This window comes from Pseudomonas koreensis (genome assembly GCF_024169245.1).
Classification (GTDB): domain Bacteria; phylum Pseudomonadota; class Gammaproteobacteria; order Pseudomonadales; family Pseudomonadaceae; genus Aquipseudomonas; species Aquipseudomonas koreensis_F.
Window position 1 is genome coordinate 5,018,312 of record NZ_JALJWP010000001.1, and the last position, 16,362, is coordinate 5,034,673.

At 61.0% G+C, this 16,362-nt stretch carries 14 protein-coding genes; 8 read left to right on the forward strand and 6 right to left on the reverse strand.

The window, feature by feature from the left end; translation table 11 throughout:
• The first annotated feature begins 106 nt into the window (after positions 1-106).
• The 8 genes from nuoG to nuoN are packed head-to-tail and all read left to right on the forward strand — an operon-like array spanning position 107 to position 10,100.
• A complete protein-coding gene (gene nuoG, locus J2Y90_RS22205) occupies positions 107-2,821 on the forward strand; it encodes an NADH-quinone oxidoreductase subunit NuoG (RefSeq protein WP_253503297.1) in 2,715 nt (904 codons plus the stop codon).
• The gene (gene nuoH / locus J2Y90_RS22210) at positions 2,818-3,825 is read left to right on the forward strand and encodes an NADH-quinone oxidoreductase subunit NuoH (protein WP_039763316.1); all 1,008 of its coding nucleotides are present in this window, start codon (positions 2,818-2,820) and stop codon (positions 3,823-3,825) included. The genes nuoG and nuoH overlap by 4 nt, the downstream gene beginning before the upstream one ends.
• A gap of 11 nt (positions 3,826-3,836) precedes the next feature.
• Positions 3,837-4,385, forward strand: coding sequence for an NADH-quinone oxidoreductase subunit NuoI (gene nuoI / locus J2Y90_RS22215; protein ID WP_253503301.1), 549 nt, complete (start codon positions 3,837-3,839; stop codon positions 4,383-4,385).
• 9 nt (positions 4,386-4,394) lie between these two features.
• Positions 4,395-4,895, forward strand: a complete 501-nt coding sequence (nuoJ, locus tag J2Y90_RS22220) for an NADH-quinone oxidoreductase subunit J (protein WP_007951462.1) — start codon at positions 4,395-4,397, stop codon at positions 4,893-4,895.
• A gap of 3 nt (positions 4,896-4,898) precedes the next feature.
• The gene (gene nuoK / locus J2Y90_RS22225; RefSeq protein ID WP_003180046.1) at positions 4,899-5,207 is read left to right on the forward strand and encodes an NADH-quinone oxidoreductase subunit NuoK; all 309 of its coding nucleotides are present in this window, start codon (positions 4,899-4,901) and stop codon (positions 5,205-5,207) included.
• On the forward strand, positions 5,204-7,057 hold the full coding sequence (gene nuoL / locus J2Y90_RS22230) for an NADH-quinone oxidoreductase subunit L (RefSeq protein ID WP_253503304.1): 1,854 nt from the start codon (positions 5,204-5,206) through the stop codon (positions 7,055-7,057). The genes nuoK and nuoL overlap by 4 nt, the downstream gene beginning before the upstream one ends.
• A gap of 39 nt (positions 7,058-7,096) precedes the next feature.
• A complete protein-coding gene (gene nuoM, locus J2Y90_RS22235) occupies positions 7,097-8,629 on the forward strand; it encodes an NADH-quinone oxidoreductase subunit M (RefSeq protein WP_253503307.1) in 1,533 nt (510 codons plus the stop codon).
• A 7-nt stretch (positions 8,630-8,636) separates the two neighbouring features.
• A complete protein-coding gene (nuoN, locus tag J2Y90_RS22240; protein WP_024013420.1) occupies positions 8,637-10,100 on the forward strand; it encodes an NADH-quinone oxidoreductase subunit NuoN in 1,464 nt (487 codons plus the stop codon).
• 302 nt (positions 10,101-10,402) lie between these two features.
• Here the strand turns inward: nuoN and J2Y90_RS22245 are convergent, their stop codons facing one another.
• The 6 genes from J2Y90_RS22245 to J2Y90_RS22270 are packed head-to-tail and all read right to left on the reverse strand — an operon-like array spanning position 10,403 to position 16,352.
• The gene (locus J2Y90_RS22245; protein ID WP_042609208.1) at positions 10,403-12,145 is read right to left on the reverse strand and encodes an ABC transporter substrate-binding protein; all 1,743 of its coding nucleotides are present in this window, start codon (positions 12,143-12,145) and stop codon (positions 10,403-10,405) included.
• Between the two features lie 47 nt (positions 12,146-12,192).
• Positions 12,193-12,465, reverse strand: a complete 273-nt coding sequence (locus J2Y90_RS22250) for a DUF2160 domain-containing protein (RefSeq protein ID WP_038861868.1) — start codon at positions 12,463-12,465, stop codon at positions 12,193-12,195.
• A gap of 10 nt (positions 12,466-12,475) precedes the next feature.
• Positions 12,476-13,276 (reverse strand): carbohydrate ABC transporter permease, encoded by an 801-nt coding sequence (locus J2Y90_RS22255; RefSeq protein ID WP_024013421.1) that lies wholly within the window; start codon positions 13,274-13,276, stop codon positions 12,476-12,478.
• Between the two features lie 9 nt (positions 13,277-13,285).
• A complete protein-coding gene (locus J2Y90_RS22260; protein WP_007961995.1) occupies positions 13,286-14,152 on the reverse strand; it encodes a carbohydrate ABC transporter permease in 867 nt (288 codons plus the stop codon).
• A complete protein-coding gene (locus J2Y90_RS22265; protein WP_108225644.1) occupies positions 14,149-15,258 on the reverse strand; it encodes an ABC transporter ATP-binding protein in 1,110 nt (369 codons plus the stop codon). The genes J2Y90_RS22260 and J2Y90_RS22265 overlap by 4 nt, the downstream gene beginning before the upstream one ends.
• Positions 15,258-16,352, reverse strand: a complete 1,095-nt coding sequence (locus J2Y90_RS22270) for an ABC transporter ATP-binding protein (RefSeq protein ID WP_016775291.1) — start codon at positions 16,350-16,352, stop codon at positions 15,258-15,260. The genes J2Y90_RS22265 and J2Y90_RS22270 overlap by 1 nt, the downstream gene beginning before the upstream one ends.
• Positions 16,353-16,362: the final 10 nt, after the last annotated feature.

Consider the following 16,362-nt stretch of genomic DNA (forward strand, 5'->3'; position numbering starts at 1 on the left):
TCGCCTTTCGTCCGATGACGCCCTTCGGGGCTGTTTGGATTCGGACGCATAACAAGATTCCATTAGCCACGCCCGCTGACACCGGGCCAACGAAGACCTTTGAACCATGGCCACTATCCACGTAGACGGCAAAGCGCTCGAAGTCGACGGGGCAGACAACCTGTTACAGGCATGTCTGTCGCTGGGCCTCGACATTCCATATTTCTGCTGGCACCCCGCGCTTGGTAGCGTCGGGGCCTGCCGCCAGTGCGCAGTCAAGCAGTACACCGACGAGAACGACACCCGTGGTCGCATCGTCATGTCCTGCATGACCCCCGCCACCGACAACACCTGGATCTCCATCGACGATGAAGAATCCAAGGCGTTTCGCGCCAGCGTTGTCGAATGGCTGATGACCAACCACCCGCACGACTGCCCGGTGTGCGAGGAAGGCGGTCACTGCCACCTGCAAGACATGACAGTGATGACCGGCCACAACGAGCGCCGCTATCGCTTCAGCAAACGCACCCACCAGAACCAGCAACTGGGCCCGTTCATTTCCCACGAAATGAACCGCTGCATCGCTTGCTACCGCTGCGTGCGTTTCTACAAGGACTACGCCGGCGGCACCGACCTCGGTGTATTCGGCGCCCACGACAACGTGTACTTCGGTCGCGTGGAAGACGGCACCCTCGAAAGCGAGTTCTCCGGCAACCTCACCGAGGTCTGCCCGACCGGCGTGTTCACCGACAAGACTCACTCCGAGCGCTATAACCGCAAGTGGGACATGCAGTTCGCCCCGAGCATCTGCCATGGCTGCTCGAGCGGTTGCAACATCTCCCCGGGCGAGCGTTACGGTGAACTGCGTCGCATCGAAAACCGTTTCAACGGTTCGGTGAACCAGTACTTCCTCTGCGACCGTGGCCGTTTCGGTTATGGCTACGTCAACCGCACCGACCGTCCACGTCAGCCGCTGCTGGCCGACGGCACCAAGCTTGGCCTGGATGCGGCACTGGATAAAGCTGCCGATCTGCTGCGCGGTCGCAACATCGTCGGTATCGGTTCGCCGCGTGCCAGCCTCGAAAGCAACTACGCGTTGCGCGAACTGGTCGGTGCCGAGCACTTCTACTCCGGCATCGAAGCCTCCGAACTGGAGCGCATTCGTCTGGTCCTGCAGGTGCTGAACGACAGCCCGCTGCCAGTGCCGAACATGCGCGACATCGAAGACCACGACGCGATTTTCGTCCTCGGTGAAGACCTGACCCAGACCGCTGCACGTATGGCGCTGGCTCTGCGTCAGTCGGTCAAGGGCAAGGCTGAAGACATGGCCGAAGCCATGCGCGTCCAGCCTTGGCTCGACGCGGCGGTGAAGAACATCGGCCAGCACGCGCTGAACCCGCTGTTTATCGCCAGCCTGGCGGAAACCAAGCTGGACGACATCGCTGAAGAATGCGTACACGCCGCGCCTGACGACCTGGCACGCATCGGTTTCGCCGTTGCTCACGCTCTGGACGCCAGCGCCCCGGTCGTTGAAGGTCTGGACGCCGAAGCACTGGAACTGGCCAAGCGCATCGCCGATGCCCTGCTCGCAGCCAAACGTCCGCTGATCATCGCCGGTACTTCGCTGGGCTCCAAAGCCCTGATCGAAGCGGCGGCTAACATCGCCAAAGCCCTGAAGCTGCGTGAGAAGAACGGCTCGATCAGCCTGATCGTGCCGGAAGCCAACAGCCTCGGCCTGGCCATGCTCGGTGGCGAATCGGTCGACGCCGCGCTGCAAGCGGTCATCGATGGCAAGGCCGACGCGATCGTCGTGCTCGAAAACGATCTGTACACCCGTACTGCCAAAGCCAAGGTCGATGCTGCGCTGAACGCTGCGAAGGTGGTGATTGTCGCCGACCATCAGAAAACCGCCACCACCGATCGCGCGCACCTGGTGCTGCCAGCGGCGAGCTTCGCCGAAGGCGACGGTACGCTGGTCAGCCAGGAAGGTCGCGCCCAGCGCTTCTTCCAGGTTTTCGATCCGCAATACCTCGACGCGAGCATTCTGGTGCACGAAGGCTGGCGCTGGCTGCATGCCCTGCGCGCGACCCTGCTGAACCAGCCGATCGACTGGACGCAACTCGACCACGTCACCGCTGCGGTGGCTTCGAGCACCGCGCAACTGGCGCGTATCGTTGATGCTGCACCTTCCGCTGCGTTCCGCATCAAGGGTCTGAAACTGGCCCGTGAGCCGCTGCGTTACTCCGGTCGCACCGCGATGCGCGCCGACATCAGCGTTCACGAACCGCGCACCCCGCAAGACCAGGACACCGCGTTCGCCTTCTCCATGGAAGGTTACTCGGGCTCCGCCGAACCGCGTCAGCAGGTGCCATTCGCATGGTCGCCGGGCTGGAACTCGCCACAAGCGTGGAACAAGTTCCAGGACGAAGTCGGTGGTCACCTGCGCGCTGGCGACCCGGGCACACGCCTGATCGAAAGCACTGGCGACTCGCTGAATTGGTTCGCCGCTGCGCCGCGTGCCTTCAACCCGGCGCCGGGTACCTGGCAAGCCGTGCCGTTCTTCCACCTGTTCGGCAGCGAAGAGAACTCGTCGAAAGCCGCCCCGGTGCAAGAACGCATTCCGGCGCCATATGTGGCTCTGGCGAAATCCGAAGCCGACCGCCTCGGCGTCAACGACGGCGCCCTGCTGAGCCTGAACGTTGCCGGCCAGACCCTGCGTCTGCCGCTGCGCATCAATGAAGAACTGGGCGCCGGTCTGGTGGCATTGCCTGCGGGCATCGCTGGCATTCCACCGGCATTCGCCGGCGTGTCCGTCGACGGTCTGCAGGAGGCAGCGCAATGACCTGGTTCACCCCTGAAGTGATCGATGTGATCCTGACGGTCATCAAAGCCATCGTGATCCTGCTGGCCGTGGTGGTCGCAGGCGCCTTGCTCAGCTTTGTCGAACGTCGCCTGCTGGGCTGGTGGCAGGACCGTTACGGTCCGAACCGCGTTGGCCCGTTCGGCATGTTCCAGATCGCCGCCGACATGCTGAAGATGTTCTTCAAGGAAGACTGGACCCCGCCGTTTGCCGACAAGGTGATTTTCACCCTCGCGCCGGTGGTGGCCATGTCCGCCCTGCTGATCGCCTTCGCGATCATCCCGATCACCCCGACCTGGGGCGTGGCGGATCTGAACATCGGCCTGCTGTTCTTCTTCGCCATGGCCGGTCTGTCGGTCTACGCGGTGCTGTTCGCCGGCTGGTCGAGCAACAACAAGTTCGCCCTGCTCGGTAGCCTGCGTGCCTCGGCGCAGACCGTGTCCTACGAAGTGTTCATGGGCCTGGCGCTGATGGGCATCGTGGTCCAGGTCGGCTCGTTCAACATGCGCGACATCGTCGAGTACCAGGCGCAGAACCTGTGGTTCATCATTCCGCAGTTCTTCGGCTTCTGTACCTTCTTCATCGCTGGCGTCGCCGTGACTCACCGTCACCCGTTCGACCAGCCGGAAGCGGAACAGGAACTGGCCGACGGTTACCACATTGAATACGCCGGTATGAAATGGGGCATGTTCTTCGTCGGTGAATACATCGGCATCATCCTGATCTCGGCGCTGCTGGTCACCCTGTTCTTCGGTGGCTGGCACGGTCCGTTCGGCATCCTGCCGCAACTGTCCTTCGTCTGGTTCGCACTGAAGACCGCGTTCTTCATCATGCTGTTCATCCTGCTGCGCGCTTCCATCCCGCGTCCGCGTTATGACCAGGTGATGGATTTCAGCTGGAAATTCTGCCTGCCACTGACCCTGATCAATTTGCTGGTGACCGCTGCGGTTGTGTTGTTGAACACGCCTGCGGTTGCGGTTCAGTGAGGATTTGACCCATGTTCAAATATATTGGCGACATCGTTAAGGGTACCGGTACCCAGTTGCGCAGCCTGGTCATGATCTTCGGCCATGGCTTTCGCAAGCGCGACACCCTGCAATACCCCGAGGAGCAGGTCTACCTGCCGCCGCGCTACCGTGGCCGCATCGTCCTGACCCGCGACCCCGATGGCGAAGAACGCTGCGTGGCCTGCAACCTGTGCGCCGTGGCTTGCCCGGTGGGTTGCATCTCGCTGCAGAAAGCTGAGACCGAAGACGGTCGCTGGTACCCCGACTTCTTCCGGATCAACTTCTCGCGCTGCATTTTCTGCGGTCTCTGCGAGGAAGCCTGCCCGACCACCGCAATCCAGTTGACTCCGGATTTCGAGATGGCCGAGTTCAAACGTCAGGACCTGGTGTACGAGAAAGAAGATCTGCTGATCTCCGGCCCCGGCAAAAACCCTGATTACAACTTCTATCGTGTTGCAGGTATGGCAATCGCTGGCAAGCCGAAAGGCGCTGCGCAGAACGAAGCCGAACCGATCAACGTGAAGAGCTTGCTGCCTTAAGGAAGAACGATGGAATTCGCTTTCTATTTCGCATCGGGTATTGCTGTGGTGTCCACGCTGCGTGTGGTCACCAACACCAATCCTGTGCACGCCCTGCTCTACCTGATCATCTCGTTGATCGCCGTGGCCATGACCTTCTTCGCCCTCGGCGCGCCGTTCGCCGGTGTGCTGGAAGTGATCGCCTACGCCGGCGCCATCATGGTGCTGTTCGTGTTCGTGGTGATGATGCTCAACCTCGGCCCGGCCTCGGTGCAGCAGGAACGCACCTGGCTCAAGCCCGGCATCTGGGCAGGACCGGTGATTCTCGCCGCGCTGCTGCTGGCCGAACTGCTGTATGTGCTGTTCGCTCACCAGAGCGGCCAGGCCATCGGCCACACCACCGTAGACGCGAAAGCCGTGGGCATCAGCCTGTTCGGCCCGTACCTGCTGGTGGTCGAACTCGCCTCGATGCTGCTGCTTGCCGCAGCCGTCACGGCGTTCCATTTGGGCCGTAACGAGGCGAAGGAGTAAGACATGCCTGCTATCCCTCTCGAGCATGGACTGGCGGTTGCCGGCATCCTGTTCTGCCTTGGTCTGGTCGGCCTGATGGTCCGCCGCAACATTTTGTTCGTGTTGATGAGTCTGGAAGTGATGATGAACGCCTCTGCCCTGGCCTTCATCGTTGCAGGCGCCCGCTGGGCGCAACCGGATGGACAGATCATGTTCATCCTGGTGATCAGCCTTGCCGCAGCCGAGGCCAGTATTGGCCTGGCGATCCTGCTGCAACTGTATCGCCGCTTCCACACGCTCGATATCGACGCTGCCAGTGAGATGCGCGGATGAACCTGATCTTTCTGACTTTCGTATTCCCTCTGATCGGTTTCCTGCTCCTGTCGTTCTCCCGTGGACGCTGGTCGGAAAACCTCTCGGCGCTGATCGGCGTGGGCTCCATTGGCTTGTCGGCGATTGTCGCCGCCTACGTCATCTGGCAATTCAACGTCGCACCTCCCGAAGGCGGTCACTACACCCTGGTGCTGTGGCAGTGGATGGCGGTCGAAGGCTTCAAGCCTGACTTCGCCCTCTACGTCGACGGCCTGTCGATCACCATGCTCGGCGTGGTGGTGGGCGTCGGTTTCCTGATCCATCTGTTCGCGTCCTGGTACATGCGCGGTGAAGCGGGCTACTCGCGCTTCTTCTCGTACACCAACCTGTTTATCGCCAGCATGCTGTTCCTGGTGCTCGGCGATAACCTGTTGTTCCTGTACTTCGGCTGGGAAGGCGTGGGCCTGTGCTCGTACCTGTTGATCGGTTTCTACTACAGCAATCGCAACAACGGTAACGCCGCACTCAAGGCCTTCATCGTCACCCGCGTCGGCGACGTGTTCATGGCCATCGGCCTGTTCATCCTGTTCCAGCAAGTGGGCACGCTGAACATCCAGGAACTGCTGGTGCTGGCACCGCAGAAATTCCAGGTCGGCGACTTCTGGATCACCCTGGCAACGCTGATGCTGCTGGGTGGTGCGGTCGGTAAATCGGCGCAACTGCCGCTGCAAACCTGGCTGGCGGACGCGATGGCCGGCCCGACCCCGGTGTCGGCACTGATCCACGCCGCAACCATGGTGACCGCCGGTGTTTACCTGATCGCCCGTACTCACGGCCTGTTCACCCTGGCGCCGGAAATCCTGCACCTGGTGGGCATCGTCGGTGGCGTGACACTGGTTCTCGCAGGCTTCGCCGCGCTGGTGCAAACCGACATCAAACGTATCCTCGCCTACTCGACCATGAGCCAGATCGGCTACATGTTCCTGGCGCTGGGCGTGGGTGCATGGGATGGCGCGATCTTCCACCTGATGACCCATGCCTTCTTCAAGGCCCTGCTGTTCCTTGCTTCCGGTGCAGTGATCGTTGCCTGTCACCACGAGCAGAACATCTTCAAGATGGGCGGTCTGTGGAAGAAACTGCCACTGGCCTACGCCAGCTTCATCGTCGGTGGTGCTGCGCTGGCCGCTCTGCCTCTGGTCACTGCGGGCTTCTACTCCAAGGACGAAATCCTCTGGGAAGCGTTTGCCAGCGGTAACCACGGTCTGCTCTACGCAGGTCTGGTCGGTGCGTTCATGACCTCGCTGTACACCTTCCGCCTGATCTTCATCACGTTCCACGGTGAAGCCAAGACCGAAGCCCACGCCGGTCACGGCATCGCTCACTGGCTGCCGCTGTCGGTGCTGATCGTGTTGTCGACTTTCGTCGGCGCCATGATCGTTCCGCCGCTGCACGGCGTTCTGCCAGAAAGCGTTGGCCATGCCGGCGGCGAAGCCAAGCACAGTCTGGAAATCGCCTCAGGCGCCATCGCCCTGGCCGGTATCCTGCTGGCCGCGCTGCTGTTCCTCGGCAAGCGTCGCTTCGTCACGGCGATCGCCAACAGCGGTATCGGCCGTTTCCTTTCGGCCTGGTGGTTCGCTGCCTGGGGCTTCGACTGGATCTACGACAAACTGTTCGTCAAGCCGTACCTTGCGATCAGCCATGTACTGCGCAAAGACCCGCTCGACCAGACCATCGGTCTGATCCCGCGTATGGCCAAGGGTGGTCACACTGCCCTGAGCCGCACCGAGACCGGTCAACTGCGTTGGTACGCCGCCTCGATGGCTGCTGGTGCCGTGCTGGTGATCGGCGCCATCGTGCTGGTAGCGGTCTGATATGAACCTTGCGAATTTGCGAAAGGAAACGAGCCCGTCATGATTCTGCCTTGGCTAATCCTGATCCCCTTCATCGGCGGCCTGCTGTGCTGGATGGGTGAGCGCTTCGGCGCTACCCTCCCGCGCTGGATTGCGCTGTTGACCATGACCCTGGAACTCGCGCTCGGCCTCTGGCTGTGGGCCCACGGTGACTATTCATTCGCACCGGCGCCGGGCGCCGATCCGACCTGGGCGCTTGAGTTCAAGCATGTCTGGATCCAGCGTTTCGGCATCAACGTGCACCTGGCCCTCGACGGCCTGTCGTTGTTGATGATCCTGCTGACCGGCCTGCTGGGTATCCTCTCGGTGCTCTGCTCGTGGAAAGAGATTCAACGTCACGTTGGCTTCTTCCACCTGAACCTGATGTGGATCCTCGGCGGTGTGGTTGGCGTGTTCCTCGCCCTCGACCTGTTCATGTTCTTCTTCTTCTGGGAAATGATGCTGGTGCCGATGTACTTCCTCATCGCGCTCTGGGGTCACAGTTCTTCGGACGGCAAGAAAACCCGGATCTACGCAGCGACCAAGTTCTTCATCTTCACTCAGGCGTCCGGCCTGATCATGCTGGTGGCGATCCTCGGTCTGGTGCTGGTCAACTTCAACAACACTGGCGTGATTACCTTCAACTACGCCGACCTGTTGAAAACCAAGATGTCGATGACCACCGAGTACATTCTGATGCTCGGCTTCTTCATAGCCTTCGCGGTCAAGCTGCCAGTGGTTCCGTTCCACTCCTGGCTGCCTGACGCTCACGCCCAGGCACCGACTGCCGGTTCCGTCGACCTCGCCGGTATCCTGCTGAAAACTGCGGCCTACGGTCTGCTGCGTTTCGCCCTGCCGCTGTTCCCGAACGCTTCGGCCGAGTTTGCGCCGATCGCCATGACCCTCGGTCTGATCGGGATCTTCTACGGCGCGTTCCTCGCGTTTGCACAAACCGACATCAAGCGTCTGATCGCCTTCTCTTCCGTTTCCCACATGGGCTTCGTGTTGATCGGTATCTACTCCGGCAGCCAACTGGCGTTGCAAGGCGCAGTGATCCAGATGCTCGCGCACGGTCTGTCGGCAGCGGCACTGTTTATCCTCAGCGGTCAGTTGTACGAGCGTCTGCACACTCGTGACATGCGTGAGATGGGCGGTCTGTGGTCGCGTATCGCCTACCTGCCGGCGATCAGCCTGTTCTTCGCGGCGGCGTCGCTGGGCTTGCCGGGTACCGGTAACTTTGTCGGCGAATTCCTGATCCTGATCGGCTCCTTCGCCAGCGCTCCTTGGGTCACGGCGGTTGCCACGTCCGGTCTGGTGTTCGGTTCGGTCTACTCGCTGATCATGATCCACCGTGCCTACTTCGGCCCGTCGAAATCCGACGCGGTGCTGCATGGCATGGACGCGCGCGAACTGATCATGGTGCTCGGTCTGGCGGTGCTGCTGATTTACCTCGGCGTCTACCCGCAACCGTTCCTCGACACCTCTGCCGCCACCATGCATGGCGTGCAGCAGTGGCTCGGCACCGCCTTCTCTCAACTCGCTTCGGCCCGGTAAGAGCGCTATGGAATTCACGATTCAACACTTTATTGCGCTTGCGCCTCTGTTGATCACCAGCCTCACCATTATCGTGGTGATGCTGGCAATCGCCTGGCGCCGCAACCACTCGCAGACCTTCCTGATTTCGGTGGCGGGTCTGAACCTGGCTTTGCTGTCGATCCTGCCTGCGTTGAAAGTCGCGCCTCTAGCCGTGACTCCACTGCTGCAGATCGACGCGTTTGCCTGCCTGTACATGGCGATGATCCTGGTCGCCACGCTCGCCTGCGTTACCCTCGCCCACGCTTATCTGGGTGATGGCGGTTCGGGCTACCCGGGCAACCGCGAAGAACTGTACCTGCTGATCCTGATGGCTGCCGCCGGTGGTCTGGTGCTGGTCAGCGCGCAGCACCTGGCCGGGTTGTTCATCGGTCTGGAACTGCTCTCGGTACCGGTCTACGGTCTGGTGGCTTACGCCTTTTTCAACAAGCGTTCGCTGGAAGCCGGCATCAAGTACATGGTGCTCTCGGCCGCCGGTTCCGCGTTCCTGCTGTTCGGTATGGCGCTGCTGTACGCCGACGCCGGTTCGCTGAGCTTCGTCGGCATCGGTCAGGCCCTGGCCGCGACCGGTCTGCCTAGCCCGCTGGCGCAACTGGGCCTGGGCATGATGCTGATCGGTCTGGCGTTCAAGCTGTCGCTCGTACCGTTCCACCTGTGGACGCCGGACGTTTACGAAGGTGCTCCGGCGCCGGTGGCGGCGTTCCTCGCCACCGCTTCGAAGGTGGCGGTGTTTGCGGTGATGGTGCGTCTGTTCCAGCTCTCCCCTGCCGCCAGCAGTGGCGTACTGAGCGACGTGCTGAGCGTGATCGCAGTCGCCTCGATCCTGTTCGGTAACCTGCTGGCCCTGACCCAGAGCAACCTCAAGCGTCTGCTCGGTTACTCGTCCATCGCGCACTTCGGTTACCTGCTGATCGCGCTGGTGGCGAGCAAGGGTCTGGCGGTGGAAGCCATCGGCGTGTACCTGGTCACCTACGTGATCACCAGCCTCGGCGCGTTCGGCGTGATCACCCTGATGTCGTCGCCGTATAACGGCCGCGACGCCGACGCCCTGTACGAGTACCGCGGCCTGTTCTGGCGCCGTCCGTACCTGACCGCCGTACTCACCGTGATGATGTTGTCCCTGGCAGGTATTCCGCTGACCGCCGGCTTCATCGGCAAGTTCTACATCATCGCCAGTGGCGTCGAAACCCGTCAGTGGTGGCTGGTCGGCGCACTGGTACTGGGCAGCGCCATCGGCGTCTTCTACTACCTGCGCGTGATGGTCACCCTGTACCTGATCGAGCCAAACCTGCGTCGCCACGACGCCCAGTTGCACTGGGAACAGAAGGCAGGCGGCGTGATGCTGCTGGCCATCGCCCTGGTCGCTTTCTTCCTGGGTGTGTACCCGCAGCCATTGCTGGTGCTGGTACAACAGGCGGGTCTGGCGGGCTGATTGCTCGGCTGATCTGGCTGAAAATGAAAACGGCACCTTCGGGTGCCGTTTTTTGTTTGTACCCGGGTGCATCGCAAACCCTTGTAGAAGTGGGCCTGCTCGCGATGGTGTGATGTCAGTTGAAAATCCGCCGTCTGACCCAGCGCTTTCGCGAGCAGGCTCGCTCCCACATTGGATCAGTGCTACTCAAGATCGGTGGCACCAAAAATCCCTGTGGGAGCGAGCCTGCTCGCGAAAGCGGCAGATCAGGCAGCAAAAAAAACGGCACCTTCCGGTGCCGTTCGCTTCTCACATTTCCGACATCACTTGCGCGCATCCGCCCAGGATTTCAGCAGTTCGCTATAGCTCACGGTTTCACCCTTCGGCTTCTCGTTGGCCAGTTTCGGCTTCGGTGCGCCCGGCTGATCGAACCAGTACTGCGCGTCGCGCTCCGGGTTCATCTTCGGCGCGCAAGTGGCCTGAGCCTTGGAGCGTTCGAGACGGGTCATGATCGCATCCTGATCCTTGGCCAGGCCATCCAGCGCCTGTTGTGGGGTCTTCTCGCCGCTGGCGGCTTCGGCGATGTGGCTCCACCACAGTTGCGCCAGACGCGGATAGTCCGGCACGTTGGTGCCGGTCGGGGTCCATTGCACGCGGGCCGGGCTGCGGTAGAACTCGACCAGGCCACCGAGCTTCGGTGCCAGATCGGTCATCGCTTGCGAGTTGATGTCCGACTCGCGAATCGGCGTCAGGCCGACGATGGTTTTCTTCAGCGACACGGTTTTCGAGGTGACGAACTGCGCGTACAGCCAGGCCGCCAGTTTCTGTTTCTCAGGCGTGGATTTCATGAATGTCCACGAGCCCACGTCCTGATAGCCGAGCTTCATGCCCTCCTCCCAATACGGCCCGCGTGGCGATGGCGCCATGCGCCATTTCGGCGTGCCGTCGGCGTTGACCACCGGCAGGCCCGGTTTGGTCATGTCGGCGGTGAACGCGGTGTACCAGAAAATCTGCTGGGCGATGTTGCCCTGGGACGGCACCGGGCCGGACTCGGAGAAGGTCATGCCCGCCGCTTCCGGTGGCGCGTATTTCTTCAGCCAGTCGACATATTTGGTGGTGGCGAACACCGCCGCCGGGCCGTTGGTGTCGCCGCCGCGTGTCACGCTGGAGCCGACCGGGTGGCAGTCTTCGACGCGAATGCCCCACTCGTCCACCGGCAAACCGTTCGGGATGCCCTTGTCGCCGCCGCCGGCCATGGAGAACCAGGCGTCGGTGAAACGCCAGCCCAGCGACGGGTCTTTCTTGCCGTAATCCATGTGGCCGTAGACGCGTTTGCCGTCTATTTCCTTGACGTCTTCGCTGAAGAATTTGGCGATGTCTTCATAGGCCGACCAGTTCACCGGCACGCCTAATTCGTAGCCGTACTTTTCCTTGAACTTGGCTTTCAGGTCGGCGCGCTCGAACCAGTCGGCGCGAAACCAGTAAAGGTTGGCAAACTGCTGGTCGGGCAGTTGATAGATCTTGCCGTCCGGCGCGGTGGTGAAAGAGATGCCGATAAAGTCCTTGATGTCGAGGGTTGGCGAGGTGAAGTTCTTGCCTTCGTTGGCCATCAGGTCGGTGATCGATTCGGTCTTGCCGTAGCGAAAGTGCGTACCGATCAGGTCGGAATCGTTGACCCAGCCGTCATAGATGTTCTTGTCCGACTGCATCACCGTCTGCATCTTCTCGACCACGTCGCCTTCCTGCAGCAGGTCGTGGGTGAGTTTGATCCCGGTGATTTCGCTGAAGGCCTTGGCCAGCACCTTGGACTCGTATTCGTGGGTGGTCAGGGTTTCGGAAACGACCTTGATGTCCATGCCGCGAAACGGCTCGGCGGCCTTGATGAACCACTTCAATTCTTCGAGCTGCTGTTCGGCCGTCAGGGTCGAGGGCTTGAACTCGCTGCCGATCCATTTTTTCGCCGCATCTTCATAGGCGTCGGCCCAGGCAGATGCGCTCAAACCGCTGAGTGCCAGCATGGCTGCCAATGAAATGCTATGTCGCAGCTTATTGTTTTTATCGAACATAGAGACCTCCTGTTTAAGTTGTGGAGCCGCGTTGCCGAACGATTCGACTAGCCCCAACGCATCACAGCCAACAGCCACACCAGGGACAACGCGGACGCCACCCAGATGCTCCAGTCGGTGACGCCGATTACCAGCAAATGCAGGTAGGCGCTGCCGAGAAGACCGATAAACAAGCGATCGCCACGGGTGGTGGCAATCGGCAGAAACCCGCGCCGCAGAATGCTCGGCGAGCGCAATTCCCAAGTGGTCATGCCCACCAGAATCAGACCGATGCCGATGAAGAACGCGGCGGTCGGTGTCGTCCAGCTCATCCATTCCATCATCTGTTCCTCAGACTCGACCGAGGGCAAAGCCCTTGGCCACGTGGTTGCGCACAAACCAGATCACCAGCATGCCCGGGAGGATGGTCAACACCCCCGCCGCTGCCAGCACACCCCAATCGATCCCCGATGCCGACACCGTGCGCGTCATCACTGCCGCAATCGGCTTGGCGTTGACCGAGGTCAGCGTGCGCGCCAGCAACAGCTCGACCCAGGAAAACATGAAGCAGAAAAACGCCGTGACGCCGATCCCGGAACCGATCAACGGAATGAAAATCTTCACGAAGAACTTGGGGAAACTGTAGCCGTCGATGTAGGCCGTTTCGTCGATCTCCTTGGGCACGCCGGACATGAAGCCTTCAAGAATCCACACCGCCAGCGGCACGTTGAACAAGCAATGCGCCAAGGCCACGGCGATGTGCGTGTCGAACAGGCCGATCGACGAATACAACTGGAAAAACGGCAGCAAGAACACCGCCGGCGGCGCCATGCGGTTGGTCAGCAGCCAGAAGAACAGGTGCTTGTCGCCGAGGAAACGATAGCGTGAAAACGCGTAAGCCGCCGGTAACGCCACACTCAGGGAAATCACCGTGTTGAGGCTGACGTAATACAGCGAGTTCAAGTAGCCGGTGTACCAGCTCGGATCGGTGAAGATCACCTTGTAGTTCGCCAGCGTGAAATCCTGTGGGAAAAGCGTCAGGCCGCCGAGGATTTCGGTGTTGCTCTTGAACGACATGTTCAGCAACCAGTAGATCGGCACCAGCAGGAACAGGATGTACACCAGCAACGGAATAAGCTTTTTCTTGCTCATGGCCGGGCCTCAGCGGTTGGCGTCGGAGTGCGTCATGGCGGTGTAGAACAGCCAGGACACCAACAGGATGATCAGGAAGTACACCAGCGAAAACGCCGCTGCCGGACCGAGGTCGAATTGCCCTACGGCCATCTGCGTCAACGTCTGACTGAGGAAGGTCGTGGCATTGCCCGGACCGCCGCCGGTGAGCACGAACGGCTCGGTGTAGATCATGAAACTGTCCATGAAGCGCAGCATCACCGCGATCAGCAGCACGCTCTTCAGTTTGGGCAATTGGATATGGCGGAACACCGCCCAGGCCGAGGCGCGGTCGATGCGCGCGGCCTGGTAATAGACGTCAGGAATCGCGCGCAACCCGGAGAAACACAACAGCGCTACCAGCGATGTCCAGTGCCAGACGTCCATCACCAGCACCGTCACCCAGGCGTCCATGGTGTTGGCCGCGTAGTTGTAGCTGATGCCCAGCGCATTGAGGCTGGAACCGAGCAGGCCAATGTCGGCGCGGCCAAAGATCTGCCAGATCGTGCCGACCACGTTCCACGGAATCAGCAGCGGAATCGCCAGAATGATCAGCACAACCGACGACCAGCGGCCCTTGGTCGGCATGGTCAGGGCGACGGCGATGCCCAGCGGAATTTCGATCAGCAGCACGCAGGCTGAATAGATGAACTGGCGCAGCAGCGAGTCATGCAGGCGCGGATCGAGCAGCACTTGTTTGTACCAGTCAGCGCCGACGAAGTAGCGGCTGGACTGGTCGAAGATGTCCTGCACCGAATAGTTGACCACGGTCATCATCGGGATCACCGCACTGAACGCCACCAGCAGAAACACCGGTAACACCAGCCACCAGGCCTTGTTGTTCTGCACCTTGTTCATGGCTGCACCTCATCGTCGGCTTCGAGCAGAAACTCATCGGCATAGACCATCAGCCATTGCGCCGGGAAACTGATGTACGCCGTGCCTTGGGGAACCGGTTTGTCTTCGGCCAGCCGTACTTTCAACGGCGCGCCGTCGAGGTCGAGGGTCATGATCTTGTAGGTGCCGAGGTCTTCGACGTGTACGACTCTGGCCTGCATGGCGTCATCAAACGGCTCGTCCCAGACATGAATGAACTCCGGGCGGATGCCGACCTTCAGGTTTTTCCATTGACCGTGCTCGATATGGCGCTGCATGGCGTCGGACAACGGCAGGTGCGTCGAGGCGAAACCGACGCCACCGGGTTGCGGCTGCACGTCGATCAGGTTCATCCCCGGGCTGCCGATGAAATAGCCGACAAAGGTGTGGCTCGGCCGCTCGAACAATTCCCGTGGCGTACCAAACTGGACGATTTGGCCACCGTACATCACCGCGATCTTGTCGGCGAAGGTCGAGGCTTCCAGTTGGTCGTGGGTGACGTAGACCATGGTGATGTTGAACTGCTCGTGGATCTGTTTGAGCTTGCGCCGCAGTTTCCACTTCAGGTGCGGGTCGATCACCGTCAGCGGCTCGTCGAAGAGGATTGCCGAGACATCGTCGCGCACCAGCCCACGGCCCATGGAAACTTTCTGTTTTTCGTCGGCGGTGAGATTGCGCGCTTTCTTGCTCAGCAGATTCTGCAGGTCGAGCACCTCGGCAATTTCCTGCACCTTGCTGTGCACTTTCGCCTCGGCCATGCCCTGATTTCGCAGGGGGAAAGCGAGGTTATCGAACACAGTCATGGTGTCGTAGACCACCGGGAACTGGAAAACCTGGGCGATGTTGCGCTTCTCCGGGGTCAGGTCGTTGACCGCTTTGCCGTCAAACAACACATGGCCCTGTGACGGGCTGAGCAGGCCGGAAATGATGTTGAGCAAGGTCGACTTGCCGCAACCCGACGGCCCGAGCAACGCATAGGCGCCGCCCTGCTCCCAGACGTGATCCATCTCGCGGATCGCGTAATCCTCCGCGCCGCTCGGGGTTTTGCTGTAGCTGTGGGCGAGGTGCTGCAAACGGATTTCGGCCATCAGGCAACCCTCGCGACACGCCGGCCCGGTGCTTGCACCAGCCGGCCCTGCGCATCGAAAACGAACAGTTTGTGGGTCGGGATATAGATGCGGATCGGCGCATCGACGTCGTATTCATGAACACCCGGCAAGTGCAGCACCAGCAGGAAATGCTCGTTGCGCACATGCAGGAAAGTTTCCGAACCGCTGATCTCGGCGACCTCGACGGTTACGGCCAATTCGAGATCGTCATCGTTGCTCGGCACCAGCGAGATATGACTCGGGCGCACGCCGAAACGGAACTCGCCCTCGCCCACCGGACGCAAATCGACGTTCAACGGAAAGTGTACGAAGTTGGCGAAGCTGACTTCGTTGCCGGCAATGCGTCCCGGCATCAGGTTGATCGGCGGCTCGGAGAACAATTCAGCGGCGAGCACCGACTGCGGCTGGTGATAGACCTCGGTCGACGGCCCGCTCTGGATCACCCGGCCTTCGTGCAGGATGGTGGTGGTGCCGCCGAGGGCCAGTGCTTCATTGGGTTCGGTGGTGGCGTAGATGGCGATGGTATGGCGGGCCTTGAACAGCTCGCGCATTTCCTGACGCAGCTCTTCGCGCAGCTTGTAGTCGAGGTTGACCAGCGGCTCGTCGAAGAGGATCAGTTCGGCATCCTTGACCAGCGCGCGGGCCATGGCCGTGCGCTGTTGCTGTCCGCCGGAGAGTTCCAGCGGGTAGCGCTGCAGGAACTTCTCGATGCGCAACATCCGTGCAGTTTCCTGCACCTTGCTGTGGATGATCTCTTTCGAGATGCCGGCCTGACGCAGTGGCGAGGCGATGTTCTCGAACACGGTCATGGTCGGGTAGTTGATGAACTGCTGATAGACCATCGACACGTTGCGCAGCCGCACCGGGCGCTGGGTGACGTCGACGCCGTTCATCAGCACGCGGCCGCTGTCGGGTTTGTCGAGGCCGGCCATCAGGCGCATGAGACTGGTCTTGCCGGACAGGGTGCGCCCGAGCAAAACATTGAAGGATCCGGGTTCGAATTTCAGGCACGCATCGTCGATCCATATCTGGCCCTCGACGGTACGGCTGACGTGCTCCAGGGTGAGTGACATGGCTCGGCCT

Coding starts and splice junctions, on each gene's coding strand:
- nuoG (WP_253503297.1), top strand. CDS start 107: ATGGCCACTATCCACGTAGACGGCAAAGCGCTCGAAGTCGACGGGGCA.
- nuoH (WP_039763316.1), top strand. CDS start 2,818: ATGACCTGGTTCACCCCTGAAGTGATCGATGTGATCCTGACGGTCATC.
- nuoI (WP_253503301.1), top strand. CDS start 3,837: ATGTTCAAATATATTGGCGACATCGTTAAGGGTACCGGTACCCAGTTG.
- nuoJ (WP_007951462.1), top strand. CDS start 4,395: ATGGAATTCGCTTTCTATTTCGCATCGGGTATTGCTGTGGTGTCCACG.
- nuoK (WP_003180046.1), top strand. CDS start 4,899: ATGCCTGCTATCCCTCTCGAGCATGGACTGGCGGTTGCCGGCATCCTG.
- nuoL (WP_253503304.1), top strand. CDS start 5,204: ATGAACCTGATCTTTCTGACTTTCGTATTCCCTCTGATCGGTTTCCTG.
- nuoM (WP_253503307.1), top strand. CDS start 7,097: ATGATTCTGCCTTGGCTAATCCTGATCCCCTTCATCGGCGGCCTGCTG.
- nuoN (WP_024013420.1), top strand. CDS start 8,637: ATGGAATTCACGATTCAACACTTTATTGCGCTTGCGCCTCTGTTGATC.
- J2Y90_RS22245 (WP_042609208.1), bottom strand. CDS start 12,145: ATGTTCGATAAAAACAATAAGCTGCGACATAGCATTTCATTGGCAGCC.
- J2Y90_RS22250 (WP_038861868.1), bottom strand. CDS start 12,465: ATGGAATGGATGAGCTGGACGACACCGACCGCCGCGTTCTTCATCGGC.
- J2Y90_RS22255 (WP_024013421.1), bottom strand. CDS start 13,276: ATGAGCAAGAAAAAGCTTATTCCGTTGCTGGTGTACATCCTGTTCCTG.
- J2Y90_RS22260 (WP_007961995.1), bottom strand. CDS start 14,152: ATGAACAAGGTGCAGAACAACAAGGCCTGGTGGCTGGTGTTACCGGTG.
- J2Y90_RS22265 (WP_108225644.1), bottom strand. CDS start 15,258: ATGGCCGAAATCCGTTTGCAGCACCTCGCCCACAGCTACAGCAAAACC.
- J2Y90_RS22270 (WP_016775291.1), bottom strand. CDS start 16,352: ATGTCACTCACCCTGGAGCACGTCAGCCGTACCGTCGAGGGCCAGATA.